27 protein-coding genes are annotated in these 22660 nt (G+C 72.0%); 15 read left to right on the top strand and 12 right to left on the bottom strand.

What is annotated here, in order from left to right:
- Positions 1–235: 235 nt before the first annotated feature.
- Both IF655_RS22380 and IF655_RS22375 read left to right on the top strand, forming a co-directional pair.
- Entirely contained in the window at positions 236–2203 is a 1968-nt protein-coding gene (locus tag IF655_RS22380) for a UvrD-helicase domain-containing protein (protein ID WP_242488869.1), read from the top strand.
- 401 nt (positions 2204–2604) lie between these two features.
- The gene (locus IF655_RS22375; RefSeq protein ID WP_307815014.1) at positions 2605–3210 is read left to right on the top strand and encodes a hypothetical protein; all 606 of its coding nucleotides are present in this window, start codon (positions 2605–2607) and stop codon (positions 3208–3210) included.
- A 22-nt stretch (positions 3211–3232) separates the two neighbouring features.
- Here IF655_RS22375 and IF655_RS22370 read toward each other — a convergent pair whose 3' ends face one another.
- On the bottom strand, positions 3233–3964 hold the full coding sequence (locus IF655_RS22370; protein ID WP_199586813.1) for a copper homeostasis protein CutC: 732 nt from the start codon (positions 3962–3964) through the stop codon (positions 3233–3235).
- Positions 3965–4137: 173 nt separating this feature from the next.
- Between IF655_RS22370 and IF655_RS22365 the strand changes: the two genes are divergently transcribed.
- Positions 4138–4806 carry an HD domain-containing protein gene (locus IF655_RS22365; RefSeq protein WP_199586812.1) on the top strand — a complete coding sequence of 223 codons (669 nt, stop codon included), beginning with the start codon at positions 4138–4140 and terminating at the stop codon, positions 4804–4806.
- Positions 4807–4833: 27 nt separating this feature from the next.
- Positions 4834–5937 carry a GNAT family N-acetyltransferase gene (locus tag IF655_RS22360; protein ID WP_374100313.1) on the top strand — a complete coding sequence of 368 codons (1104 nt, stop codon included), beginning with the start codon at positions 4834–4836 and terminating at the stop codon, positions 5935–5937.
- Positions 5938–5982: 45 nt separating this feature from the next.
- On the opposite strand, the gene IF655_RS22355 is transcribed toward IF655_RS22360, so the two are convergent.
- Positions 5983–7065 carry an alpha/beta fold hydrolase gene (locus IF655_RS22355; RefSeq protein WP_199586811.1) on the bottom strand — a complete coding sequence of 361 codons (1083 nt, stop codon included), beginning with the start codon at positions 7063–7065 and terminating at the stop codon, positions 5983–5985.
- Positions 7066–7198: 133 nt separating this feature from the next.
- On the opposite strand from IF655_RS22355, the gene IF655_RS22350 reads away from it, so the two are divergent.
- Complete coding sequence (locus IF655_RS22350) at positions 7199–7954, top strand: TetR/AcrR family transcriptional regulator C-terminal domain-containing protein (protein WP_307815013.1); 756 nt, start codon at positions 7199–7201, stop codon at positions 7952–7954.
- A 402-nt stretch (positions 7955–8356) separates the two neighbouring features.
- Here IF655_RS22350 and IF655_RS22345 read toward each other — a convergent pair whose 3' ends face one another.
- Both IF655_RS22345 and IF655_RS22340 read right to left on the bottom strand, forming a co-directional pair.
- The gene (locus tag IF655_RS22345; protein ID WP_199586808.1) at positions 8357–8632 is read right to left on the bottom strand and encodes a DUF4031 domain-containing protein; all 276 of its coding nucleotides are present in this window, start codon (positions 8630–8632) and stop codon (positions 8357–8359) included.
- Positions 8633–8849: 217 nt separating this feature from the next.
- A complete protein-coding gene (locus tag IF655_RS22340; protein ID WP_199586838.1) occupies positions 8850–9245 on the bottom strand; it encodes a hypothetical protein in 396 nt (131 codons plus the stop codon).
- A 259-nt stretch (positions 9246–9504) separates the two neighbouring features.
- On the opposite strand from IF655_RS22340, the gene IF655_RS22335 reads away from it, so the two are divergent.
- From IF655_RS22335 to IF655_RS22320, 4 genes are all read left to right on the top strand, one after another.
- Positions 9505–10410 carry a MurR/RpiR family transcriptional regulator gene (locus IF655_RS22335; RefSeq protein WP_199586806.1) on the top strand — a complete coding sequence of 302 codons (906 nt, stop codon included), beginning with the start codon at positions 9505–9507 and terminating at the stop codon, positions 10408–10410.
- Between the two features lie 63 nt (positions 10411–10473).
- Entirely contained in the window at positions 10474–11394 is a 921-nt protein-coding gene (gene murQ / locus IF655_RS22330) for an N-acetylmuramic acid 6-phosphate etherase (protein ID WP_199586804.1), read from the top strand.
- A 125-nt stretch (positions 11395–11519) separates the two neighbouring features.
- Positions 11520–12899 (top strand): PTS transporter subunit EIIC, encoded by a 1380-nt coding sequence (locus tag IF655_RS22325; protein WP_199586802.1) that lies wholly within the window; start codon positions 11520–11522, stop codon positions 12897–12899.
- Between the two features lie 254 nt (positions 12900–13153).
- Positions 13154–13387 carry a hypothetical protein gene (locus IF655_RS22320; RefSeq protein WP_199586800.1) on the top strand — a complete coding sequence of 78 codons (234 nt, stop codon included), beginning with the start codon at positions 13154–13156 and terminating at the stop codon, positions 13385–13387.
- 11 nt (positions 13388–13398) lie between these two features.
- On the opposite strand, the gene IF655_RS22315 is transcribed toward IF655_RS22320, so the two are convergent.
- Positions 13399–13797, bottom strand: coding sequence for a VOC family protein (locus tag IF655_RS22315; RefSeq protein ID WP_199586798.1), 399 nt, complete (start codon positions 13795–13797; stop codon positions 13399–13401).
- Positions 13798–13947: 150 nt separating this feature from the next.
- On the opposite strand from IF655_RS22315, the gene IF655_RS22310 reads away from it, so the two are divergent.
- Positions 13948–14517, top strand: a complete 570-nt coding sequence (locus IF655_RS22310) for a hypothetical protein (RefSeq protein WP_199586796.1) — start codon at positions 13948–13950, stop codon at positions 14515–14517.
- A 247-nt stretch (positions 14518–14764) separates the two neighbouring features.
- On the opposite strand, the gene IF655_RS22305 is transcribed toward IF655_RS22310, so the two are convergent.
- From IF655_RS22305 to IF655_RS22285, 5 genes are all read right to left on the bottom strand, one after another.
- Complete coding sequence (locus tag IF655_RS22305) at positions 14765–15892, bottom strand: NADH:flavin oxidoreductase (RefSeq protein WP_199586794.1); 1128 nt, start codon at positions 15890–15892, stop codon at positions 14765–14767.
- Between the two features lie 174 nt (positions 15893–16066).
- A complete protein-coding gene (locus tag IF655_RS22300; protein WP_199586792.1) occupies positions 16067–16675 on the bottom strand; it encodes a hypothetical protein in 609 nt (202 codons plus the stop codon).
- Between the two features lie 36 nt (positions 16676–16711).
- Positions 16712–17380, bottom strand: a complete 669-nt coding sequence (locus tag IF655_RS22295) for a DUF1707 domain-containing protein (protein ID WP_199586790.1) — start codon at positions 17378–17380, stop codon at positions 16712–16714.
- Positions 17381–17507: 127 nt separating this feature from the next.
- On the bottom strand, positions 17508–17747 hold the full coding sequence (locus IF655_RS22290; RefSeq protein WP_199586789.1) for a hypothetical protein: 240 nt from the start codon (positions 17745–17747) through the stop codon (positions 17508–17510).
- On the bottom strand, positions 17744–17950 hold the full coding sequence (locus IF655_RS22285) for a hypothetical protein (RefSeq protein WP_199586787.1): 207 nt from the start codon (positions 17948–17950) through the stop codon (positions 17744–17746). The genes IF655_RS22290 and IF655_RS22285 overlap by 4 nt, the downstream gene beginning before the upstream one ends.
- Positions 17951–18068: 118 nt before the next feature.
- On the opposite strand from IF655_RS22285, the gene IF655_RS22280 reads away from it, so the two are divergent.
- The 5 genes from IF655_RS22280 to IF655_RS22260 all read left to right on the top strand — a co-directional run bounded on the left by IF655_RS22280 (position 18069) and on the right by IF655_RS22260 (position 20413).
- Positions 18069–18908 (top strand): helix-turn-helix transcriptional regulator, encoded by an 840-nt coding sequence (locus tag IF655_RS22280; RefSeq protein ID WP_199586785.1) that lies wholly within the window; start codon positions 18069–18071, stop codon positions 18906–18908.
- The gene (locus IF655_RS22275; protein ID WP_199586784.1) at positions 18892–19098 is read left to right on the top strand and encodes a DUF397 domain-containing protein; all 207 of its coding nucleotides are present in this window, start codon (positions 18892–18894) and stop codon (positions 19096–19098) included. Before IF655_RS22280 ends, IF655_RS22275 begins: the two co-directional genes overlap by 17 nt.
- On the top strand, positions 19062–19307 hold the full coding sequence (locus tag IF655_RS22270; RefSeq protein WP_199586783.1) for a DUF397 domain-containing protein: 246 nt from the start codon (positions 19062–19064) through the stop codon (positions 19305–19307). The genes IF655_RS22275 and IF655_RS22270 overlap by 37 nt, the downstream gene beginning before the upstream one ends.
- Before the next feature lie 69 nt (positions 19308–19376).
- Positions 19377–20153, top strand: a complete 777-nt coding sequence (locus IF655_RS22265) for a hypothetical protein (RefSeq protein ID WP_199586782.1) — start codon at positions 19377–19379, stop codon at positions 20151–20153.
- Positions 20150–20413 (top strand): hypothetical protein, encoded by a 264-nt coding sequence (locus IF655_RS22260; protein WP_199586781.1) that lies wholly within the window; start codon positions 20150–20152, stop codon positions 20411–20413. The genes IF655_RS22265 and IF655_RS22260 overlap by 4 nt, the downstream gene beginning before the upstream one ends.
- Before the next feature lie 11 nt (positions 20414–20424).
- On the opposite strand, the gene groL is transcribed toward IF655_RS22260, so the two are convergent.
- Together groL and IF655_RS22250 are read right to left on the bottom strand one after the other, a co-directional pair.
- Entirely contained in the window at positions 20425–22047 is a 1623-nt protein-coding gene (groL, locus tag IF655_RS22255; RefSeq protein WP_018548368.1) for a chaperonin GroEL, read from the bottom strand.
- Between the two features lie 341 nt (positions 22048–22388).
- A complete protein-coding gene (locus tag IF655_RS22250; RefSeq protein WP_004929928.1) occupies positions 22389–22592 on the bottom strand; it encodes a cold-shock protein in 204 nt (67 codons plus the stop codon).
- Positions 22593–22660 lie beyond the last annotated feature (68 nt).

Here is a 22660-nt window from a genome sequence, read left to right as displayed (position 1 = left end):
CGACCAGCCCCATATCCATTGGCACCCGCCCCACCACCCCCTCTACAATCTCCGCTCTTGCCCGCCTCCACCTCGGAGCGCCGCCGTCCGGACGGCAACCGGACGGCACCGTCACAGCCACGCAGCAGGCCCTTCCGGAGGCACACCCTTGTCCGCGACCGCCCACGACGCACCCGCCAACCCCCTGACCCGCGAGCGCGCCCACCTCGCCGCGTCCCGTACCGCCCTGCGTGCCATGCGCGAGGACGCCCAGTCGCTGAACATCAAGGACGTCACCGCGAACTGGGTCAACGCGGCGGTCCTCGCCCGCCAGATCGAGGAGCGGATCAAGGCACTGGCCGACCTCAGCGACACCCCGCTGTTCTTCGGCAGGCTGGACTATCTGCACGCGCCGGGGGTGGAGCGGACGGAAGGCGCGGAGGGCGATCAGTTCTACATCGGGCGGCGGCATGTGCACGACGCCGACGGCGATCCCATGGTCATCGACTGGCGCGCCCCGGTCTCGCAGCCGTTCTACCGGGCGTCCAAGAAGGACCCGATGGACATCGCGCTGCGCCGCCGCTTCGGCTACACCGGCGGCGAGCTGACCGCGTACGAGGACGAGCATCTGTCGGACCCGGCGGAGGCGACTGCCACCAGCAAGCTGCTCCAGCAGGAGATCGAGCGGCCGCGCGTCGGTCCCATGCGCGACATCGTCGCGACCATCCAGCCCGAGCAGGACGAGATCGTCCGCAGCGGGCTCGGTGGCACCGTCTGTGTGCAGGGCGGACCCGGCACCGGAAAGACCGCCGTCGGTCTGCACCGTGTCGCCTATCTGCTCTACGCCCACCGGGAACGCCTCGCCCGCACCGGCACCCTGGTGATCGGACCGAACCGGTCCTTCCTCCACTACATCGAGCAAGTCCTCCCGGCGCTGGGTGAGTTGACCGTGCAGCAGGCGACCGTGGACGACCTGGTCGCACACGTGGAGGTACGCGGCACCGACGACGCCCGCGCGGCGGTGATCAAGGGGGACGCGCGGCTCGCGGAGGTGCTGCGCAGAGCGCTGTACGCGCACGTGACGATGCCGACCGAGCAGGTGCTCGTCGTGCGCGGCTCGCGGCGCTGGCGGGTCGCGGCGTACGAACTGGAGGAGATCGTCCGTGAGTTGCTGGAGCGCGACATCCGCTACGGCGCCGCGCGCGAGGCGCTCCCGCAACGGATCGCGCACACGGTGCTGGTCCAGATGGAGCGCGCCGGTGAGGCGCCGGACGACCGGGTGCAGGACGCGGTCGCGCGCAACAGCGCGGTCAAGGCGGCGGTCAAGTCCCTCTGGCCGCCCGTCGATCCGGCGAAGCTGGTGCTGCGGCTGCTGACCGACGAGGCGTTCCTCGCGGAGCACGCGGCGGGCGTCCTGGACGAGGACGAGCAGAAGGCGATCCTCTGGGCGAAGCCGGTGCGCAGCGTGAAGTCCGCCAAGTGGTCCGCCGCCGATGCCGTGTTGGTGGACGAGGCGGCCGACCTGATCCAGCGCACGTCCTCGCTCGGCCATGTCGTGGTGGACGAGGCGCAGGACCTGTCCCCCATGCAGTACCGCGCCGTCGGGCGCCGCTGCACCACCGGTTCCGCGACCGTCCTCGGCGACCTCGCGCAGGGCACCACGCCCTGGGCGACGCGGAGTTGGGAGGAGGCGCTGGGTCATCTCGGCAAGGCGGACGGCGTGATCGAGGAGCTGACGGCAGGTTTCCGTGTGCCGACGGACGTGATCACGTACGCCTCCCGGCTGCTGCCGTACATCGCACCCGGTCTCACGCCGGTCGCCTCGGTGCGTGAGAACCCCGGTTTCTTCGAGGTGCGTACGACCGAGGGCACGGACGAAGTGATCGCCGCCTGCGAGGAGTTGCTGCGCAACGAGGGCTCGACCGGTCTCATCGCGGCAGACGCCCGCGTCCCCGCGCTCGCTCAGGCGCTGACGGCGGCCGGGATCGGCTTCCTCGCGCCCGGCGAGGAGACCACCCGCGAGACCCGGCTGACCCTCGTACCTGCCTCACTGGCCAAGGGACTTGAGTACGACTACGTCGTCCTGGACGAGCCGCGGGCGGTGGTGGACGGCGAGCCGGACGAACGCACCGGGCTGCGGCGGCTGTACGTCGCCCTGACCCGTGCGGTGTCGGGTCTGATCGTGACGCACACGGCCGCGCTGCCCGCCCAACTGGCTGGATAGGGTTGCCGGGACTGCCGTCACGCCATCTCTCCGCAGAAGGACTCCCGTTGAGCGCGCCCCCGCCTCCCGCCGCCCCCGCCTCGCAGCCGTATCCGAACGGGCCGGGAGGTGCACCGGGACCGTACGGGTATCCGGCGCCGGGACCGTACGCGCAGGCACCGGGCGCACCGACGCCGTACGCGCAGGCACCGGGCCCGTATCAGCCGCAGCCCGGCACGCCGCCGTACCCGCAGCACCCCGGGCAGCCGCACCCGCACACCCCCGACCCCTACGCGCACGTGACCGCGCCCCCGTACCCCCAGCCTCCCGCCCCCTACCAGGGCGCCCCCGGACAGACCCCGTACCCCGCGCCGCACTCCCCCTACGGGACGGATCAGGGTGCCTGTCAGGTGTGCGGGGCGGTGCCTGCCGCGCAGGTGACCGTGCGGGGGCATCAGGGGATGCTCGTGATCATGCGGTCGCTGCGGCGGCGGGGGGTGTTCTGCCGTCCGTGCGGGCTGGCGGTGTTCCGGGACATGCAGGCGAACACGCTGGTCGCGGGGTGGTGGGGTCCGCTGTCGGCGTTCATCACGCCGGTCGTCCTGCTGATCAACCTCGGCGCGCTGTCCCGCGTGAAGAAGCTGCCGGAGCCGGTCGCGTTCGGACCGCGTCCGCCGCTGGACCCGGGGCGCCCGGTGTTCCGGCGCCCGCAGGGGATCATCGCGCTGATCCCGCTCGGTCTGCTGGCGCTGCTCGTCCTCGCCGTGCCGCTGCTGGCGATCGTCGGCGCGGTCACGGACTCGGGCGAGCCGCAGCCGCTGACGGCGGGTTCGTGCGTCCACAACGACGGCACGGTCACCGACCAGGACCTCGGCGTGGTGCCCTGCGACTCCTCCGCCGCGCAGTACCGCGTGCTCTACCAGTCGGACGACAAGTGCGGTCCGGGCGACTATCTGGCGGACCCGCAGTACAGCACGGACGGCGTGACGGTGCTGTGCCTCCGGCCACTGGACGCGGCGGACCAGTAGCCGAAGTCGGCGCAGCGGCGGATCAGTTGCCGACGCGGCTCACGACCGTGCCGACCCGTTCCGGCTCCCCGTCCAGCTCGGCCCGCCAGCGGGCCACCGCCTCCGCGCAGACCGGACCCTGCCACCCCTGCGGACGGGCGGCGCCGCCGATGTGGAAGGCGTCGATGCCGGCGGCGCGCAGGCGGGGGACGTGGTCGAGACGGAGTCCGCCGCCGACCATGATGCGGGGCTCGTAGCCGGGGCGTCCGGTGTGCGCGGCTTCGGTCAGCAGCGTGTCGATGCCGTCGTCGACCCCGCCGGGGGCGCCTGCCGTGAGGTAGGTGTCGAGTCCGGGCAGCCCCGACAGGGTCGTGCGCAGGGTGTCGCGGTCGGCGGCGCGGTCGATGGCGCGGTGGAAGGTCCACGGGCTGCCGTCGAGCGCGCCGACGACGCGTTCCACGGCGGCGAGGTCCACCTCCCCCACGGGGTCGAGGAAACCGAGCACGAACTGGTCCGCGCCCGCCTCCCGCAGCTCGCCCGCCACCTCGACCAGGTGCTCCACGTCCCCGGCCGCGAAACCGTCCGCCAGCCGCAGCATCACGCGCAGGTCGATCCCGACGGCGTCCCGGATCGCGGCGACGACGGCGGGCGCCGGGGTGAGCCCGTCGGCCGCCATCTCCGTGACCAGCTCCAGCCGGTCCGCGCCTCCGGCCTGGGCGGCCACCGCGTCCTCGGCATCGAGGGCGATCACCTCCAGGACTGCACGCTCACTCATGCGACCCCTTCCGTCGATGGCCCCTGAGCCGGGCACAGGTCTAGTCCAATCCTCAGGGTACGTCGGAAGGACACCGCGCTGTAACCACGCCGACCCCGGGGGTGTTCGACACCGCCACCCAGTGTGAAACGCCCCTCCCCCGGGGTGACGACCCGCCGCGAGAGAATCGCCCCATGCCCGACCTCGACGCCCTCCGCACCCGCTTCACCCGCGCCCTCGAATCAGCCCGCACCCCCCGGGGCACCCCTGAGACCACCCCCGAGACCGCCCCCGACCCCACCCCCTACGCCGACAACCTCCTCACCCGCTGGCAGGAGCCCCAGCGCAAGTACCACACCCTCGACCACCTCACCGCCGTGCTCGACCGTGTGGACCTCCTCGCGGAGTACGCCGACGATCCCGACCTCGTCCGGCTCGCCGCCTGGTTCCACGACGCCGTGTATCTGCCGGACCGCTCGGAGAACGAGGAGCGGTCGGCGCGGCTGGCCGAACGGGCGCTGATCGAGGCGGGGTTGAGCGAGGAGCAGACCGCCGAGGTGGCCCGGCTGGTGCGGCTCACCGTGGACCACGACCCGGCGGAGGGCGACCGCAATGGGCAGGTGCTGTGCGACGCCGACCTGGCGATCCTCGCCGCGCCGCCGTCCGCGTACGCCGCGTACACCGCCGAGATCCGCGACGAGTACCACTTCGTGCCCAACGACGCCTTCCGCGAGGGGCGTTCGGCGGTGCTGCGGCAACTGCTCGGTCTGCCGAGGCTGTTCCACACCCCCTACGGGCGGGAGCACTGGGAGGCGACCGCCCGCTACAACCTCGGCGGCGAGCTGGAAATACTGTCGCCCTGACCCGCCCGGCGCCCTAGGGTTCGCCCCATGCGAGCGATGAGCGGGGACCGGGTGACCGAGGCCGTGGCCGGATGCGTGGCGGCGCTGCGCCCGGCGGTGGACCGCGACTGGAGCGCGGTGAAGGCGGGCGGTCTGGAGTGGGACTGCCACGCCACCGCCACGCACGTCGCGGACGACCTCGTGGCCTACGCCGCGAACCTTGCCGGGGGCGCGCGCGACGCCTACGTCCCCTTCGAGCTGACCCTGGACCCCGGCACGGACAACGCCGGGCTGCTGCACGTGATCGAGACGACCGGCGCCCTGCTCGCCGCCGCCGTCACCACCGCGCCGCCCGGCGCCCGCGCGTACCACCCGCACCCCTTCGGCAGCGCCGACCGCGAGGGCTTCGCCGCGATGGGCGTCGCGGAGGTCCTGCTGCACACCTACGACATCGCCCAGGGTCTCGGTCTGCCGTACGAGCCCGCCGACGACCTCGCGGACGCGGTCCTGAACTGGCTCTTCCCGCACGTCCAGCCCGGTCCGGACGCCTGGCCGACCCTGCTGTGGGCCACCGGCAGGGGCGAGCTGCCCGGCCGCCCGCCGGTCACCGCGTGGCGCTGGCGCAACAACCTCGCCCTCCCCACCGAACGCCTCACCCTGACCGGCGTACGCCCCGCCGCCGCCCGCGACCTGCGCCTCGGCGGCGACGGCGGCTTCGACTGGCTCGGCGGCGGACCGTACGAGGGCACGCGCGAGGCGGCCGGTTTCCTGGTCAAGGCGTACGAAGCGGGGTTGCTCCGCCCCGAGTTCGGCGTCTTCGCGCTCGTCCGCGCCGAGGACGGCCGCGCCGTCGGCGGCATCGGCTTCCACGGACCGCCGGACGCGTACGGGCGCGTCGAGATCGGCTACGACCTCGTCCCCGAAGCCCGCGGGCACGGCTACGCCACCGAAGCCGCCCGCGCCCTCACCGCCTGGGCGCTGACCCGCGACGACGTCCGTACGGTCATCGCCACCGTCGAACCGGAGAACACCCCCTCCCACCGTGTCCTGACCCGCGCCGGTTTCCGCCCGGCGACGCCGGAGGAGGAGCGGGAGGCGCAGGAGCGGCACGGGACGGCGGAGGATCTGCGGCTGTATCTCCACGCGGGCTAGCGGTCGTTCGCCGCGCCGACCGCGCCCGGAGGTACGGCCGACGCCTCACGCCTCCTGCCGGGCGCCGGGGAGCGCGGGCAGGACGCGGGTCAGCAGGAGGTCGAGGAACAGGTCGGGGCGCCGGTAGACGGCGAAGTGACCGGCGTCCTCGATGAGGGTGAAGTCCTTGACCGGCGCCTGGACGTCGTCGAAGAACGCGCGGGCGCGGGCGGGCGTGTTCACCAGGTCGCAGGCGCCCTGGACGACGAAGAACGGGACGTCGAAGCGGGTGCCGTCCGCCCAGTCGTCGAGCGCGGCGGTGCCCGGCAGCACCGGCGCGGAGACCATGAAGCTCCTGAAGAAGGTGACGATCTCGCGCAGCGAGTGCAGCGGCGAGTACCAGAGCGACTTCATCACCACGGACTTCATCGCGGCGAAGGTGTGCGGGTCGGTGGCGGAGGCGAAGCGGCTGAAGTGGCTGAACTGCTCGGCGGTCCAGGTCCGTTGGTCGGCTCCCATCGCCCGTACCGCCGTCAGCTCCTTCTTCTTGCCCGCCCGCTCCAGTCGGTCCAGCGCGGCGTGGTAGTCGGAGGTGTCGCGCCCGCCGTCGAAGATCTTCTGGTCGGTGCCGACGTACACCGCGACCAGGTCGGGGCGGCTGCGCGCGACCCGCAGCGCGATCGCGCTGCCGAACGAGCACCCCATGAGGATCACCCGCCGCACGCCGAGGCGCTCCCGTACGTGCTCGACCACCTCCACGGCGTCTTGGACGAGCCGGTCGAACGTCATCTCGCGCTGCCCGTCGGCGCCGGAGCGGCGCAGTGTCTTGCCCGTGCCGCGCATGTCCCAGCGCACCAGGGTGACGTGCCGCTCCCAGTCGCGGGAGACGCCCGCCAGGATCGAGTTGGACGAGCCGGGTCCGCCGTGCAGTTCGACCACGACGGGGTTGTCGCGGTCCTCGCCGCGGACGGAGACCCAGTGGTCGAGCCCGCCGATCCGGACGTAGGACTGCTCGTCGATGCCGTTGACGCCGTCGATGCGCAGCCGTCGGGCGGTGCCGGAGCGGACGATCGCGCGGTGCGTGAGGAGACCGGCGACCGGGGCGGCGAGGGCGGCGCCCGCGGTGACGGTGAGAACGGTGCCGAGCATGGAAGCCTCCAGGGACACTTGGACTCGCGAACTGTGTACGTGCTACACCGTTAATTGCTGTGTATCTTATACACAGTTACCGCGCCGGAGGGCAACACCCCTGCCGAAGAACCCCGTTGAAGGAGGCCGGAACGTGCCGGCGAACAAGGAGAGCAACCGGGACCCGGGCGCCGCCCTCGCGCTGCTGTGGGGCGAGGGCGACAGCCGCCCGCGCCGGGGACCGAAGCCGAAGTTCACCCCCGTCCAAGTCGCCCGCCGGGGTATCGAGATCGCCGACGCCGAAGGGCTCGAAGCGCTCTCCATGCAGCGGGTCGCCGAGTTGCTCGGGCTCACCACGATGGCGCTGTACCGCTACGTCCCCGGCAAGCCCGCCCTCGTCGACCTGATGGTCGACACGGTGCTGAGCGATCCGCCCGACCTCGACCGGGTCCCGGGCAACTGGCGCACGCGGCTCGAAGCCTGGGCGCGCGCCTGCTGGGACGTCTACCGCGCCCACCCCTGGATCCTGACCGCGACCGGTCTGCGACGGCAGGCCATGGGACCGCACCAGGTCGCCTGGCTGGACGCCGCCCTGGCCGCCCTGGAGCCGACCGGGCTCACCGCCCGTCGGCGCCACGACGCCGCCATCCTCGTCATGAGCCTGGTCCGCAGCCTCACCCAGACGGCGCTCGACAGCACCGAGCAGGGTCACGAGGAGTGGGACCGCCTCACCGCCCACCAACTCACCACACACGCCGACCGCTTCCCCGCGCTCACCCGCGCCGCCACCGAGGGCGCCTTCGACACCGCCGACGAGGACCCGCTGACCTTCGGCCTGACCTGCGTGCTCGACGGCATCCAGCGGCTGGTGACCTTGGCGGCGGGCGCCCAGGGGGACGGGTCTCGCTGATGCGGCGGGGCGGATCTGGCTGGTGCGGCGGGCGGGTCTGCCGGGCGTAGCGGGGCGGGTCCGCGTCGTGCGGGGCAGGCGGGTTTGCCTCGTGCAGCAGGGCGGGTTGCCGGGCGCGGCGGGACGGGTCTGCCTCGTACAGCAGGGCGGGTCCGCGTCGTGCGGGGCGGGCGGGGCCGCCTCGTGCAGCAGGGCAGGTTTGCCTGGCGTAGCAGGGCGGGTCCGCGTCATGCGGCGGGCGGGTCTGCCTCCTGCAGCAGAGCGGGTCCGCGTCATGCGGCGGGACGGGTCTGCCTCGTACAGCAGGGCGGGTTGCCGGGCGCGGCGGGCGGGGCTGCCTCGTACAGCAGGACGGGTCCACCTGGCGGCCGGGCGGGTCCGTCTCGTCCGACGCCCCGTCCCTCACGGCAGGCGCGACCCGCTGCCCTTGCGCCGTCGCAGCCCCGCCGCCAGCAGCAGTCGTACGACCTCGCGGCTGCGGACCTCCACCGCGCCCGCGGCGACCGCGTCGGCGTAGCGGTGGGCGGGGACGTCGTAGTGGTCGCGCTCGAAGGCGCGGCGCGGGAGGTCGAGGCGGGCGGCGAAGTCGTGGAGTTCGTCGTACGACGCGTCGCTGACCAGGTGGGACCACATACGTCCGTGTCCGGGCCAGGTGGGCGGGTCGATGTAGACGGTCATGGGCGCCTCGGGGGGTCGCCCGCGGGCCGGGACGGGGGGCCGTCGACGGGGGCGGGTACGGGCCGGGGTGCGCGGCTGCCCACGGGGGCAGGTCTACGGTCGCTCACAGGGCCGCCCACAGCCCGAGGCGTACGGTCGCTCACGGCATCACGCACCGCCCGAGGCGTACGCCCACTCACGCCCGCCCCCGGCGTACGACGCGTCCCCGTACCGCCCCTCACGCCGACGTGTTCCCGCCCAGGGCGTGCCCCAGGTGGCCGACCGGAGCCACGTCGATGCCCGCCTCGTGGCAGACCCAGTGGGGGTCGGGACCCAGTTCGGGTTCGACGTCCAGGGCGTGCGGGTCGCCCGAGCCGCAGGCGGGGCACAGGGGCCAGCGGCCCTGCCGTTCGAGCAGGGCGTCCTGGACGTCCTGGGCGACGAGCCCGGCCAGGAAGTCGGCGCCCTCGGGCCACTGTTCGACCCACCAGCGGCGCTGGGAAAGGGACTCCTCCACCAGCGAGACCACGTCTGCCTGCGCGACCTCGCTCGCCATCAGGTCGGCGAGGACGAGGGCGCGGGCGGCGTGCAGTGCCTGTTCCAGCGGGGTGACGGACGCGGAGCCGTCGGCCACGGCGGAGGCGCCGGGCTCGGCGGCTCCACGCGACTCGGCGGGCTCGACCAGCCCACCCGCCTCACGCGGCTCACCCGTCACACCGGGCTCGGCAAGCTCAGCCGCCTCCCCAGCCGCCCCAGCCTCAGCCGCCCCGGCCGACTCGACCGGCTCAACCGGCTCCGACGCATCTGCGGAATCTGCGGGTTCTGCGGGATCTGCCATGCCCCCATTGTCCGCGCTCTTGACCCCACCGCCGAGCCGAAAATATCTTTCAGGGGTGACCCGGGACGTGAAGGAAACTTTCGGCAGTCCGGGCGGCTCCCTCGCCGCCAAGGTGCGTACGCTCGGCCCCTCCATGACCCGCTCCATGCACCGCGTCGCGGAGGCGGTCGCGAGCGATCCGGCAGGCTGCGCGGCGCTCACGGTCACCGGTCTCGCGGAGCTGACCGGCACCAGCGAGGCGACCGTCGTCCGCACCGCCCGCCTGCTCGGCTACCCCGGCTACCGCGACCTGCGCCTCGCCCTCGCCGGACTCGCCGCCCGGCAGGAGTCCGGGCAGGCTCCCGCCATCACGACCGACATCGCGGTGGACGACTCCCTCGCCGACGTGGTCGCCAAGCTCGCCTACGAGGAGCGGCAGACCCTCGCGGACACCGCCGCCGGACTCGACACCGTGCAGCTCGGCGCCGCCGTCACCGCGCTCGCGGGCGCCCGGCGCACGGACGTGTACGGCATAGGCGCCTCGGGTCTCGTCGCCCAGGACCTCACCCAGAAGCTGCTGCGGATCGGTCTGCTGGCCCACGCGCCCGGCGATCCGCACCTCGCGGTGACGAACGCGGTCCAGTTGCGCGCGGGCGACGTGGCGATCGCCATCACCCACTCGGGCTCGACCGGCGACGTCATCGAACCCCTGCGGGTCGCGTTCGAGCGCGGCGCGACCACCGTCGCGATCACCGGGCGCCCGGACTCGCCCGTGACGCAGTACGCGGACCACGTGCTGACCACCTCCACCTCGCGCGAGAGCGAGCTGCGGCCCGCCGCGATGTCCTCGCGGACGAGTCAACTCCTCGTCGTGGACTGTCTGTTCGTGGGCGTGGCGCAGCGGACGTACGACAGCGCGGCTCCCGCCCTCGCGGCGTCGTACGAGGCGCTGGCCCACCGCCACCGGAGTGCTCCGCGCTGACCGCGCCCGGACCATCGGCGTTACAGGAAGACCTGGGAACCCACCGGAAAGAGCCGCACCTCGATGACCGATTCCCCCCGTCTCCAGACCGAACTGGCCGCGCTGACCACCGAGGCGTTCCGCCCCGAGCTGGCCGACATCGACGTCCTGCCCACCCTCGACATCGCCCGCCTGATGAACGGCGAGGACGCGGGCGTACCGGCGGCGGTTGCCGCGCGCCTGCCGGAGATCGCCGCCGCGATCGACGCCGTGGCCGACCGCATGGCGCGCGGCGGACGGCTGATCTACGCGGGCGCGGGCACCGCCGGACGCCTCGGCGTCCTCGACGCCTCCGAGTGCCCGCCCACCTTCAACACCGCCCCCGGCCAGGTCGTCGGCCTCATCGCGGGCGGACCGGAAGCGCTGGTCGTCTCGGTCGAGGGCGCGGAGGACTCCCCCGAACTGGCCCGCGCCGACCTGGACTCGCTCAAGCTCACCCCCGAGGACGCGGTGCTCGGCGTCTCCGCCTCGGGTCGTACGCCGTACGCCGTCGGCGCGGTGGAGTACGCGGGGGCGCTCGGCGCGCTCACGGTGGGCCTGTCCTGCAACGCCGCCAGCCCTCTCGCTGCCGCCGCCGAGCACGGGATCGAGGTGGTCGTCGGCCCCGAACTCCTGACCGGCTCCACCCGCTTGAAGGCAGGCACCGCCCAGAAACTCGTCCTCAACATGATCTCGACGATCACCATGATCCGCCTCGGCAAGACCTACGGAAACCTGATGGTCGACGTCCGCGCCTCCAACGCGAAACTCCGCGCCCGCTCCCGCCGGATCGTCGCCCAGGCGACGGGGGCGCCGGACGCGGAGATCGAACGGGCACTGGAAGAGGCGAACGGCGAGGTGAAGAACGCGATCCTGATCCTGCTGGCGGGGGTGGACGGGGCTACGGCGGCGCGGTTGCTGGAGGAGACGGGGGGACGGTTGCGGGAGGCGTTGGGGGCGGGGTGAGGGGGCGGGCGGAGAGGGCGCGCGACGCGCGGACGGCCCTGGTGGACCCCGCCTTACGGAGGACTCCGCAGCCCGCACGCGTGCCGTGCCCACGGTGCCGCACCCCCGACGCGCACGCTCAGGATGTGCGCAACGACTCCGTCCTCGCCTCCTCGATCCTCTCCCTGACCGGCGGTCCCGCCAATGTCACCGCCGTGACCCACTGCCTGACGCGCCTGCGGCTCACCGTCGCCGATCCCGAGGCGGTGGACGGGGAGGCGCTGGGGGCGCTGCCCGGGGTGCTGGGGGTGATCGGGATGGGGGGTACGGCGCTTCAGGTGGTGCTGGGTCCCGGGGTGGTGGAGGGGGTGACGGCGGCGGTGGAGAAGCAGACGCGGGCGACCGCCGCCGCTCCCGCCCCGACGAAGCCGACCGGCCCCGCCGCACTCCGCCGCGTGGCGAACGTCTTCGTCCCCCTGATCCCCGCCCTCATCGGCTGCGGCGTTCTCGCGGGGTTCAACGGCCTTCTCGTGAACGCCGGTTGGCTGCCCGGACTTACTCCCGCCCTGGCGGCCATCGCCTCCGGGTTCATGGCGCTGATCGCGGTGTTCGTCGGTTACCAGGCGGCGAAGGAGTTCGGCGGGACACCGATCCTGGGCGGTGCGGTCGCGGCGGTGGTCGTCTACCCGGGGGTGGAGAAGGTGACCGCGTTCGGCGTCCACCTCTCCCCCGGCCAGGGTGGAGTCCTCGGCGCGCTGGCCGCCGCGCTGCTCGCGACCCGGGTGGAGAAGTGGTGCCGGGGTCGCCTGCCGGGCGCGCTGGACGTCCTCGTCACCCCCACGGTGACCGTCCTCGTCGCGGGCCTGGCCACGCTGTACGGGCTGATGTACGCCGCCGGAGTCGTCGCCACCGCCATCGGCACCGGCGCGAACTGGCTCCTCACCACCACCGGCGCCTTCGCGGGTCTGCTCCTCGGCGGACTGTTCCTCCCCCTGGTGATGCTGGGTCTCCACCAGGCGCTGATCCCCATCCACACCACGCTCATCGAGCAGCAGGGCTACACCGTCCTCCTCCCCCTCCTCGCCATGGCGGGCGCGGGCCAGGTCGGCGGCGCCCTCGCGGTGTACGTCCGCCTGCGCCACGACACCGCCCTGCGCACCACGATCCGCTCCGCCCTCCCCGCCGGTCTCCTCGGCGTCGGCGAACCCCTGATCTACGGCGTCTCCCTCCCCCTCGGCCGCCCCTTCGCCACCGCCTGCGTCGGCGGCGCGGCGGGCGGCGCCTTCGTCGGCTTCTTCGCGATGCTCGGCACGAAGGTCGGCGCCACCGCCATCGGCCCCTCCGGCTGGGCCCTCTTCCCCCTCCTCACGGGCAACCGCGGCCCCGCCGTAGCCGCCGCCATCTACGGCGGCGGCCTCCTGACGGGCTACGCGGTGGGCTTCGCGGCAACGTGGGCGTTCGGCTTCCGCCGGGGTGCGGGGGTGGAGACAGAGCGGGTGACGACGCGGGCTCGGGAGACGGCGTGAGGGGGGCGAGCGGTCAGATCCCGGGCTTCGCAACGGCTTACGCCTCGGCTTCCGACGGAGACACTCGACCGGGAGGCGGCACCACGAGAACCGGCGCCAGGCGGACAGAGCAGCAGGACATCGACGGACCGCGCCAAGCCCCCGGCACAGGAGACCGCGTGAGGGAAGGCAAGCCGTCCAAAGCCCCGCAGGGACGCCCGCCCCTCCCGGGCGACCCCCCGTAACACCCACGCGTCCCCGCTCGTTCCCCCGGCATGATGAAAGCCCTGCTCACCGCTGCCGTGCTCACCGTTTCCGCTGCCGCGCTGGCCGCGCCCGCGCAGGCTGCCGCTGCCAAGGGCGACGGTGGTGACCGTTGGACCGCGACCGATACCGCGGGGTGTGCGGCCGGTATGGCCGTGGCGCCCGTGTTGAAGGCGGCGTCGCCGCTGCCGCTGGGGGAGGCGCCTCAGGCGTGCGGGAAGGGGAGCCTCATCCAGCACAAGTGAAGGGACCGGCGCTACGCGGCGCCGCCCGTGTACTGGGCGATCTGGATCAGGTTGCCGCACGTGTCGTCCAGGACGGCAATGACGACCGGACCCATTTCCGTCGGCTCCTGGGTGAAGCGCACCCCGCGGGCGCGCAGGCGGTCGAACTCGGCGCGTACGTCGTCCACGGCGAAGGACGTCGCCGGGATGCCGTCCTGGACGAGCGCGGAGGTGTACGCCTTGGCGGCGGGGTGGGCGTCGGGCTCCAGCATCAGCTCGGTGCCGTCGGGCTGCTCGGGGGAGACGACGGTCAGCCAGCGGTACTCGCCGACCGGTACGTCGGCTTTCTGCACGAACCCGAGCACTTCGGTGTAGAAGCGCAGGGCCTTGTCCTGGTCGTCGACGAAGACGCTGGCCAGGTTGATCCTCACAGGGAACCCTCCGGTCACATGGGGTTTCGGCACATGGGCTTTCAGCACATGGAGCTTCGGCACATGGAAGCTCGGCACATGGAACTGCCGCCATTCTCGGTGCTCCGGCCGTTTTCCCGGGGAGCCCGCCCCGGGTGAGAAGCTGGATCCATGAATCACGCCCAGCTCACCGCGCTCGGTCGTGCCCTCCGGCTGGTCGGGGAGCATGGCGAGTCGCTGACCACCGACACCCCGGACGCCCGGCTGCACGAGGTCAAGGCAGATCTGCGGCGCGCGCTGGACCTGCTGGAGGAGAGCCTGGAGGCGGGCGCGCCGCTCACCCGCTGCCCCGAGCACCCGCAGGGACCGGTGGACACGAGCGCCCCGGACCTGTGCCTGCTGTGCGAGACCCGGCGCCGGTCGGCGCAGCGCGCGGAGTACGGCGGCTCCTCCCGCCCGACGGACGCCCCCGCGAAGTCCCCCTCCCGCTACGGCGTCCGCGCCGAGCGCCCGCAGCCGCAGCAGCGCTGGCTCCCGGAGGCGTGGAACGGCCGCGAGTGGCAGCTCTGCGGCACCCCGCGCCGGGACCGGGCGGAGGCGGAGGCGTACCTGGCGGCGCAGCGACGCGGCTCCCGCCCCGCGATGGCGTACCGCCTGGTGCACGAGTTCACCGACTACGAGGTGCTCCGGGTGTGGGGCACGCCCACGTATGTGGACGTCGAGCCGATGGGGAATATGTAGCCGCGCCCTATGTGGGCGGCAGACATGTGGCCCACCCACATGTGGCCCACCCACATGTCGGCTGCCGCCGACTCCCACATGGGCGGCCCACACAGGCCCACCCCACACATGGCCACCCCACATAGACGCCGCCCACATACGACGCCCCACACAGGCACCCCCCACACACACAGGCACCCCCCACACACGACAAAGGCGCCGAGCAGGACGACACGTCCCACCCGGCGCCCAAGTCAGGCGCCGAACCTCAGCTCAGCGACTGCAGCGCGGCAGCGTCGTACGCCTTCAGCTCGTCGAAGCGGCCGGAGAGGACCTTCGCCGCCCACTCCGGGTCCTGGAGCAGCGCGCGGCCGATGGCGACCATGTCGTACTCGCCGCTCTCCAGACCGTCGAGGAGGTCGTCGATGCCCTTGACCGGGGCGCCCTCGCCCTGGAACGCCTTGACGAAGTCGCCGTCCAGACCGACCGAGCCGACGGTGATGACCGGCTTGCCGGTGATCTTCTTGGTCCAGCCCGCGAGGTTGAGGTCGGAGCCCTCGAACTCGGGCTCCCAGTAGCGGCGCGTGGAGGCGTGGAAGACGTCGACGCCCGCGGCGGACAGCGGCGTCAGGATCGCCTCCAGCTCCTCCGGAGTCTCCGCGAGGCGCGCGGTGTAGTCCTGCTGCTTCCACTGCGAGTAGCGGAAGATGACCGGGAACTCGGCGGACACGCGCTCGCGCACAGCCGCGACGATCTCGGCGGAGAACTGGGCGCGGGCGACCGGGTCGCCGCCGTAGGCGTCGGTGCGGACGTTGGTGCCCGCCCACAGGAACTGGTCGAGAAGGTAGCCGTGGGCACCATGGATCTCGACACCGTCGAAGCCGATGCGCTCGGCGTCGGCGGCTGCCTGCGCGAACGCGGCGATGACGTCGTCCACGTCGGACTGCGTCATCGCCTTGCCCTTGGGCTCGGCGCCCTCCTTGTGGATGCCGGAGGGACCCACGGCGGGGGCGTCCGCGAACGGCGGCTCGCCCTGCTTGCGGACCATGCCGATGTGCCAGAGCTGCGGGACGATCGTGCCGCCCGCCGCGTGCACCTCCTGCGCGACCTTCGCCCAGCCCGCGAGCTGCTCCTCGCCGTGGAAGCGCGGCACGCTGTCGCTCTGACCGGCGGAGTCGTGGCCGACGTAGGTGCCCTCGGTGACGATGAGACCGACGCCGTTGGCGGCGCGGCGGGAGTAGTACGACACCACGTCCTCACCGGGGATGCCGCCCGGCGAGAACATGCGGGTCATCGGCGCCATCACGATCCGGTTCGGGACGGTCAGGCCGTTGAGCTGGATCGGGCGGGACAGGAGCTGGGCCGCGCGGGAGGCGGCGGGCGTCGTGACGGTCACGTGGGGGGCTCCTCGTGAGTACGGTGGTTGTTGACCGAGCGGTATGTGCGCACGCAATTGTGCACCCCCTGAAACAACCCCGCCCCCACGACCCCGTATTCCACCCTCCCGCACGCCACCTTGTGACCCCGGCCACCGCCCCGCACGCCCCGCGCACCAGCACACCGACCGCCGTCACGCCTCCTCCACCGACTCGTCCAGCGCCTCCCGCGCCAGGGGGACGAACCGCCGCCGCCACTGCGCCACCCGCGCCTCCGTCTCGGCGGCGCCCGAGCGGTACCGCTCCGCCTCGCCCTCCGCCAGCGGACCCTCGCTCATCCGCATCAGCGCCTCCACCGGTGGACCGATGTGCCGGTCGACGGCTCGCGCGTACTCCTCGGCGGCGAGCGCGACCTCCTCCGGCCCCTCCAACTGCACGGCGTCGGCAGCGCGCCGGGTCGCCCGTACGGCGTCGATCGCGGCGCCCCGCCGGAGGTCGTAGCGGTGCTGGTCGAACGGTTCGAGGGTGAGCCGCCCCAACTGCCAGACGGCGCCCTCCGCTTCATGCGCGGCGTCCATCAACTCCTGGTACGCCGCCTGCCTGCGGTCCCTGCGCCACTTCAGGTGCTCGGACCGCAGCTCGCGCCGCCGCTCCCGCTCCCGCGCGGCTTCTTCGCGTATCTGCTGCCGCTCCAGCGCCTCGGTCCTGCGCCGCTCGGCCAGCGCCGCCGCCCACGCGGTCAGACCGCTGCCGAGAAGGGTGCCGCAGATCGCGATGACCGTCGTGCTCAAGCTGTCCGCCATGCCGGAACAGTCTGCTGGACGGAGCGCCGGACCGGGCTACGACCGCGTCACCTCGGGCGCCGGTCTGCGCAGCAGCCACTGTCCGAACGACCGGCGCGGCGGTCGCACCACCACGTTGCCGTGCGCCTTCTGGCCGACCAGCTCGACCCGCAGCGTCGTCGGCGTGCCCGGGGAGGTCCGGGCGCGGCGGTGCCGGAGCCTGCAGTGGACGAGGGTCAGACCGTCGACGTCGACCTCGATGCCCGGGCGCGTGATCAGCGTCAGGCTCTTGCCCGCCATGGCGACGTCGATCCGCAGCGTGTCCTGCGTGATCACAGCCTCGGTGAGGTCGAGCGTCACGTCGCAGTAGGTCACCGCGAGCTCCAGCCGCCGCGGCAGCACCCAGCGACCCGTCCGCTCGACCCCGCCGCTGAACACCTGCTCGATCCGGACGACGTCCTTGACCTCGGCGACCCCCGCGGCGCTGCCGTCCGCCGCGATCGACACGGCGGGCAAGTCGGCGGTGAGTACGGCCAGTTCATTCAGCGTCCGCGCCGACAGGGCGGCTTCCAGGCGCTCGTCCAGCTCGTCCGACGCCAGCAGACCGTCCCCCGCCGCCACGCGCAGCACGTCCACCACCCGGTCCCGGTCCGCGTGCGAGGCGCGCAACTCGGGCGACGAGCCGGGGGCGCTCCGCTTCCCGGCGGGCGAGATCTCTTCCGGCATGTTTCCCCGTCCCGGTCGCGTCGAAGGTCCCCGCGCGACACGCGCGCGGCGCGACCGGAAGACTAGCGCTGTATCGCGATACAGATCCATACCGGGGCTCGTCGTTTCGAGGTCCGGGCGAGAGGCTTTACGGCCGCTCCATCCCCGCCCGGAGCCGGGCGTCGCGGTTCAACCGCCGTACACGTTCCCGCAGTACGTCGGCGGGCGGCGCCTCTCCGAGTTCGGCGGGCGGTACGTCCCACTCCCTGCCGCCGCCGATGGGGCGCAGTTGCACCCGCCCGCCGACCCTGCCCATCACCTCGCCGATACGCCCGTTCCGCGCGTCCACGGCGTACGTGCCGACGGCCGGGGGCTCGGGTGCGGTCACTCTTCATCACCCTGCGCGGCGAGTACGTCCGCCAGGCGGGCGGCTACGGCGACGTTGCAACGACCCAGGTCGATCAGGGCGTTGGGATCGCCGTAGATGCCGGTGACGGGGTCGATCCGCAGCGAGGGCAGCACGATGCCTGCCTCTCCGAGTGCGGTGCGGAGTCGCTCTACAGCCTGTTCTGCGGTGGCTTGCGGCTTCATCGGTGATTTTTCCTCCACGCTGAGTGTTCTTGTTTTGCACACAGCGTGGTCGCTCCGCTTTTACGCTGGCCAGAGGGGGAGCCCCAACAACTCCGTCTGTGGGACGAGGAGCATGCCGATGCCAGGGCCAAGGGATCTCGACCCGTCGTCATCCCCGCGAGCGATGATCGGCGCGGAGTTGCGCCATGCGCGTGAGCGAAAGGGGCTGAGTCAGAGCGAACTTGGCGAGCTGTTGTTCGTCAGCGGTTCGTTCATCGGGCAGTTGGAGGCGGGTACGCGCCGGATGCAGCCGGAGTATGCACGCCTTCTGGACAAAGCCTTGGACACGGGCGACTTTTTCACACGCAACTGCGCTGCTGCGGCCAAGTCCAAGCATCCGGAGCACTTCGCCGAAGCGGCGGAAGCAGAAGCCCAGGCCACGGCGATCAGGCAATACACGCCTCTGCTGATCCCCGGACTGCTCCAGACGCCCGGTTACGCGCGTGCCGTCTTCCGCGCCTACCGACCGACCGAGTCGGAGCGAAAGCTCGATGACCTGGTGGCCATGCGCATGGCGCGCACGCTCCTCCTCGACGATCCAACAGATCTGTTGTTCTGGGCCGTGATCGACGAGGCAGCGCTACGCCGCGTGGCAGGGGGCCAGGCAGTAATGGCGGAGGCAGTACGACGAGTGGCCGACGTGGCCCGGGAGCACCGGGCTATCGTGCAGGTACTGCCCTTCGACGCGGGCGCCCACGTCGCGATGGAGGGTTCCATCAAGTTGATGGACTTCGAAGCCGCTCCGCCCGTGCTCTACTTCGAGGGGGTCGGCACCGGGCAACTGGAGGACGACCCGTCCATCGTCAGGCACCACAGACGTACCTTCGAACTGCTGGCAGCCGCGGCTCTCTCACCAGCCAACTCCCTTGTCCTGCTTGACGCAATTGCACAGGATTACGCACATGAGGAACACCCCTGAGGCGGGCTCGGACACAGCCCCTTGGCGCAAGTCGACGTACAGCGGCGGCAGCGCAGGCGACTGCCTGGAAGTAACCGACGCCCACCCCACCCACATCCCCGTCCGCGACTCCAAGGACCCCCACGGCCCCAACCTCCTGCTCCAGCCCGAGGCATGGTCCGCGTTCGTGGAAGGCATCAAGCGCGACTGACCGGATGCCGCTTGCAAAGGACAGGACACGTGGACCTCACCTGGCGCAAGTCGACGTACAGCGACGGCACCGGCGGCGACTGCCTGGAGGTAGCCGACGCCCACCCCACCCACATCCCCGTCCGCGACTCCAAGAACCCCCACGGCCCCAACCTCCTGCTCCCGCCGGAGGCATGGTCCGCGTTCGTGGAAAACCTCAAGCCCCGCTGAACCGCCACCCACTAGCCTCGGGATCTTCGGCAAAAGACAACCCGCCGGAGTCACCCCGAGGCTGTGCCGATGACGAACCCCGCAGACAGCACCACCCGCGCCCGACTCGACCGCGCCCTGGCAGCCCTCGCCCACACCTTCCACGGCATGACCGCCCGCGCGGACGAAGTCCAGTGCACATGCCACTGGGGCGGCGAGGAAGAGCTGGCGCTGCTGAAGCTCCCCGGCAGGGAACTCACCCCGGACCTCCTCCACCGCACCTGGAGCGCCCCCGACTGGCGGGACCACGGCGCCGTACTCCGCCGGATCCTCCCCCAGTTCGCCAGGGCACTGGTCGCCGGAAGCACACACCACTGGACCGGCGCGAGCGAGGTGGGTCAGGCGTTCGCCAAAGGGGACTGGCAGTGCTGGTCTGCACAACAGCGCGCCGCCGTACAGGAGTTCCTGGGCGCCTGGTGGGCGTACACCCTGACCGACCCGGCGCCGACGACTCCCGTTCACGACCTGCTCGCCCTGTGCACGGAGGCGTCCGGCACGCTCGCCCCCTGGCTCACCGCCTGGGAGACCACCGAGCACCCCACAGCCGACCGTCACCTGAAAACCGCCGCCGCCCACTGGGAGTACGACCTCCTGCGCGACGAACTCCCGTGGTACACCTGCCACGACGAGACCTCACTGCGCACCGGACTCACCACCTGGCTCGCCCACCACGCGCCACCACGCCTGCGAGCCGGGAACACCGAAGACCTGCTCCACCGCATCCGCCTGGCAGCCGCCCCCACCCCGGCCCGCTGGGAAGACCCGCACTGGCCCGAGCGCCCCTACGCCCCCGAGGTGGACCGATGAGACCGAGCACCAACCTGCTGAAAGGACTCGCGGAGGCGTGCGCGTGTCTGGTCCTCGGCGTGTTCAGCGTCTCGCTGATACCGGGCGGACACTACCTCGCCTGGGTCTACGCCCTCGGCAGCCTGTCCTTCGGGTGGGACGCGTGGCGCAGATACCGCCGGACCCGCCGCGCACAGCCCCCGGACACCCCGGACACGCCCGAGGGCGGCACCTCCCCCGGAAACCCGGAGGGAAGTGCCGCCCTCGGCAAGGACAGTTGATCCGCGAGGGATCAGAAGTCCATGTCACCGCCCGGCATACCGCCCGGAGCAGCCGCGGCGGCCTTCTCCGGCTTGTCGGCGATGACAGCCTCGGTGGTGAGGAACAGCGCGGCGATGGAGGCGGCGTTCTGCAGAGCGGAGCGCGTGACCTTCGCCGGGTCGATGATGCCCTCGGCGATCATGTCGACGTACTCGCCGGTCGCGGCGTTCAGACCGTTGCCGACGGGCAGGTTGCGGACCTTCTCCACGACGACGCCGCCCTCGAGACCACCGTTGACGGCGATCTGCTTCAGCGGAGCCTCGAGCGCGAGCTTGACCGCGTTGGCACCGGTCGCCTCGTCGCCCGACAGCTCCAGCTTGTCGAAGACCTGGCCGGCCTGGAGCAGAGCCACGCCACCACCGGCGACGATGCCCTCCTCGACGGCAGCCTTGGCGTTGCGCACGGCGTCCTCGATGCGGTGCTTGCGCTCCTTCAGCTCGACCTCGGTCGCGGCACCGGCCTTGATGACCGCCACGCCACCGGCGAGCTTCGCGAGGCGCTCCTGGAGCTTCTCGCGGTCGTAGTCCGAGTCGCTGTTCTCGATCTCGGCGCGGATCTGGTTCACGCGACCCTGCACCTGCTCCGAGGAGCCGGCGCCGTCCACGATCGTGGTCTCGTCCTTGGTGACGACGACCTTGCGGGCGCGGCCCAGCAGGTCCAGCGTCGCGTTCTCGAGCTTGAGACCGACCTCCTCGGAGATGACCTCGCCGCCCGTGAGGATGGCGATGTCGCCGAGCATGGCCTTGCGGCGGTCGCCGAAGCCCGGAGCCTTGACGGCGACGGACTTGAAGGTGCCGCGGATCTTGTTGACGACCAGGGTCGACAGAGCCTCGCCCTCGACGTCCTCGGCGATGATCAGCAGCGGCTTGCCCGACTGCATGACCTTCTCCAGGAGCGGGAGCAGGTCCTTCACCGAGGAGATCTTGGAGTTGGCGATGAGGATGTACGGGTCCTCGAGCACCGCCTCCATGCGCTCCATGTCGGTCGCGAAGTAGGCGGAGATGTAGCCCTTGTCGAAGCGCATGCCCTCGGTGAGCTCGAGCTCCAGACCGAAGGTGTTGCTCTCCTCGACGGTGATGACGCCTTCCTTGCCGACCTTGTCCATCGCCTCGGCGATCAGCTCGCCGATCTGGGTGTCGGCGGCGGAGATGGAGGCGGTGGAGGCGATCTGCTCCTTGGTCTCCACGTCCTTGGCCTGCTCAAGCAGGGCGGTGGAGACGGCCTCGACGGCCTTCTCGATACCGCGCTTGAGGGCCATCGGGTTGGCACCGGCGGCTACGTTGCGCAGGCCCTCCTTGACCAGGGCCTGGGCGAGCACGGTCGCGGTGGTCGTACCGTCGCCGGCGACGTCGTCCGTCTTCTTGGCGACTTCCTTGACCAGCTCGGCGCCGATCTTCTCGTACGGGTCCTCGAGCTCGATCTCCTTGGCGATGGAGACACCATCGTTGGTGATCGTGGGGGCGCCCCACTTCTTCTCGAGGACGACGTTGCGGCCCTTGGGGCCGAGCGTCACCTTGACGGCGTCCGCGAGCTGGTTCATGCCGCGCTCGAGGCCGCGCCGCGCCTCCTCGTCGAACGCGATGATCTTGGCCATGTGAAGTGGTCCCTCCAGGACTGGGGGTGATTCCTTCGGACCGCGCCCGCGCCCGCGACGGACGGCTCGCCGGCCTCGTGGTTCCTTGCCCCACCCGGCCCGCGGGCCTCACCGACCCGGTCCTTCGTTGTCACTCTCACCTTCAGAGTGCTAACGCAATGATTAGCACTCGGCATGGTCGAGTGCAAGCGCCTTCGAGGGATCGGACGGGGGACGCGCGCGGGGCGGGCGAGTGGCGGGGACAGGACGAAGGGCCCGCACCCCGTGCCGGGTGCGGGCCCTTCGAACGTGAGACGTGAAGCGGACGTGTGACGCGATGAGACGTTCAGTGCGAGAAACGTTCAGGCGCTGAGGCGAACCATGTCGGCCTGCGGGCCCTTCTGACCCTGCGAGATCTCGAACTCGACCCGCTGGCCCTCCTCAAGGGTGCGGTAGCCGTCCATCTGAATCGCGCTGTAGTGGACGAAGACGTCCGCACCACCGTCTACCGCGATGAAGCCGTAGCCCTTCTCCGCGTTGAACCACTTGACGGTGCCCTGAGCCATGCCTAACTCCCCTATTACTGGCCCTTGCGCAGATCCACCCTTCGCGGACCCGGGTCAGACCTCACCCC

Source organism: Streptomyces sp. DSM 110735 (genome assembly GCF_016482685.1).
Classification (GTDB): Bacteria; Actinomycetota; Actinomycetes; order Streptomycetales; family Streptomycetaceae; genus Streptomyces.
This window is presented reverse-complemented; position numbering and strand designations above follow the sequence as displayed.

Coding starts and splice junctions, on each gene's coding strand:
- IF655_RS22310 (WP_199586796.1), top strand. CDS start 13,948: ATGAATCACGCCCAGCTCACCGCGCTCGGTCGTGCCCTCCGGCTGGTC.
- IF655_RS22380 (WP_242488869.1), top strand. CDS start 236: ATGCGCGAGGACGCCCAGTCGCTGAACATCAAGGACGTCACCGCGAAC.
- IF655_RS22275 (WP_199586784.1), top strand. CDS start 18,892: ATGAGGAACACCCCTGAGGCGGGCTCGGACACAGCCCCTTGGCGCAAG.
- IF655_RS22360 (WP_374100313.1), top strand. CDS start 4,834: ATGCGAGCGATGAGCGGGGACCGGGTGACCGAGGCCGTGGCCGGATGC.
- IF655_RS22295 (WP_199586790.1), bottom strand. CDS start 17,380: ATGCCGGAAGAGATCTCGCCCGCCGGGAAGCGGAGCGCCCCCGGCTCG.
- murQ (WP_199586804.1), top strand. CDS start 10,474: ATGACCGATTCCCCCCGTCTCCAGACCGAACTGGCCGCGCTGACCACC.
- IF655_RS22320 (WP_199586800.1), top strand. CDS start 13,154: ATGATGAAAGCCCTGCTCACCGCTGCCGTGCTCACCGTTTCCGCTGCC.
- IF655_RS22260 (WP_199586781.1), top strand. CDS start 20,150: ATGAGACCGAGCACCAACCTGCTGAAAGGACTCGCGGAGGCGTGCGCG.
- IF655_RS22265 (WP_199586782.1), top strand. CDS start 19,377: ATGACGAACCCCGCAGACAGCACCACCCGCGCCCGACTCGACCGCGCC.
- IF655_RS22345 (WP_199586808.1), bottom strand. CDS start 8,632: ATGACCGTCTACATCGACCCGCCCACCTGGCCCGGACACGGACGTATG.
- IF655_RS22250 (WP_004929928.1), bottom strand. CDS start 22,592: ATGGCTCAGGGCACCGTCAAGTGGTTCAACGCGGAGAAGGGCTACGGC.
- groL (WP_018548368.1), bottom strand. CDS start 22,047: ATGGCCAAGATCATCGCGTTCGACGAGGAGGCGCGGCGCGGCCTCGAG.
- IF655_RS22355 (WP_199586811.1), bottom strand. CDS start 7,065: ATGCTCGGCACCGTTCTCACCGTCACCGCGGGCGCCGCCCTCGCCGCC.
- IF655_RS22280 (WP_199586785.1), top strand. CDS start 18,069: ATGCCAGGGCCAAGGGATCTCGACCCGTCGTCATCCCCGCGAGCGATG.
- IF655_RS22370 (WP_199586813.1), bottom strand. CDS start 3,964: ATGAGTGAGCGTGCAGTCCTGGAGGTGATCGCCCTCGATGCCGAGGAC.
- IF655_RS22300 (WP_199586792.1), bottom strand. CDS start 16,675: ATGGCGGACAGCTTGAGCACGACGGTCATCGCGATCTGCGGCACCCTT.
- IF655_RS22365 (WP_199586812.1), top strand. CDS start 4,138: ATGCCCGACCTCGACGCCCTCCGCACCCGCTTCACCCGCGCCCTCGAA.
- IF655_RS22285 (WP_199586787.1), bottom strand. CDS start 17,950: ATGAAGCCGCAAGCCACCGCAGAACAGGCTGTAGAGCGACTCCGCACC.
- IF655_RS22270 (WP_199586783.1), top strand. CDS start 19,062: ATGGTCCGCGTTCGTGGAAGGCATCAAGCGCGACTGACCGGATGCCGC.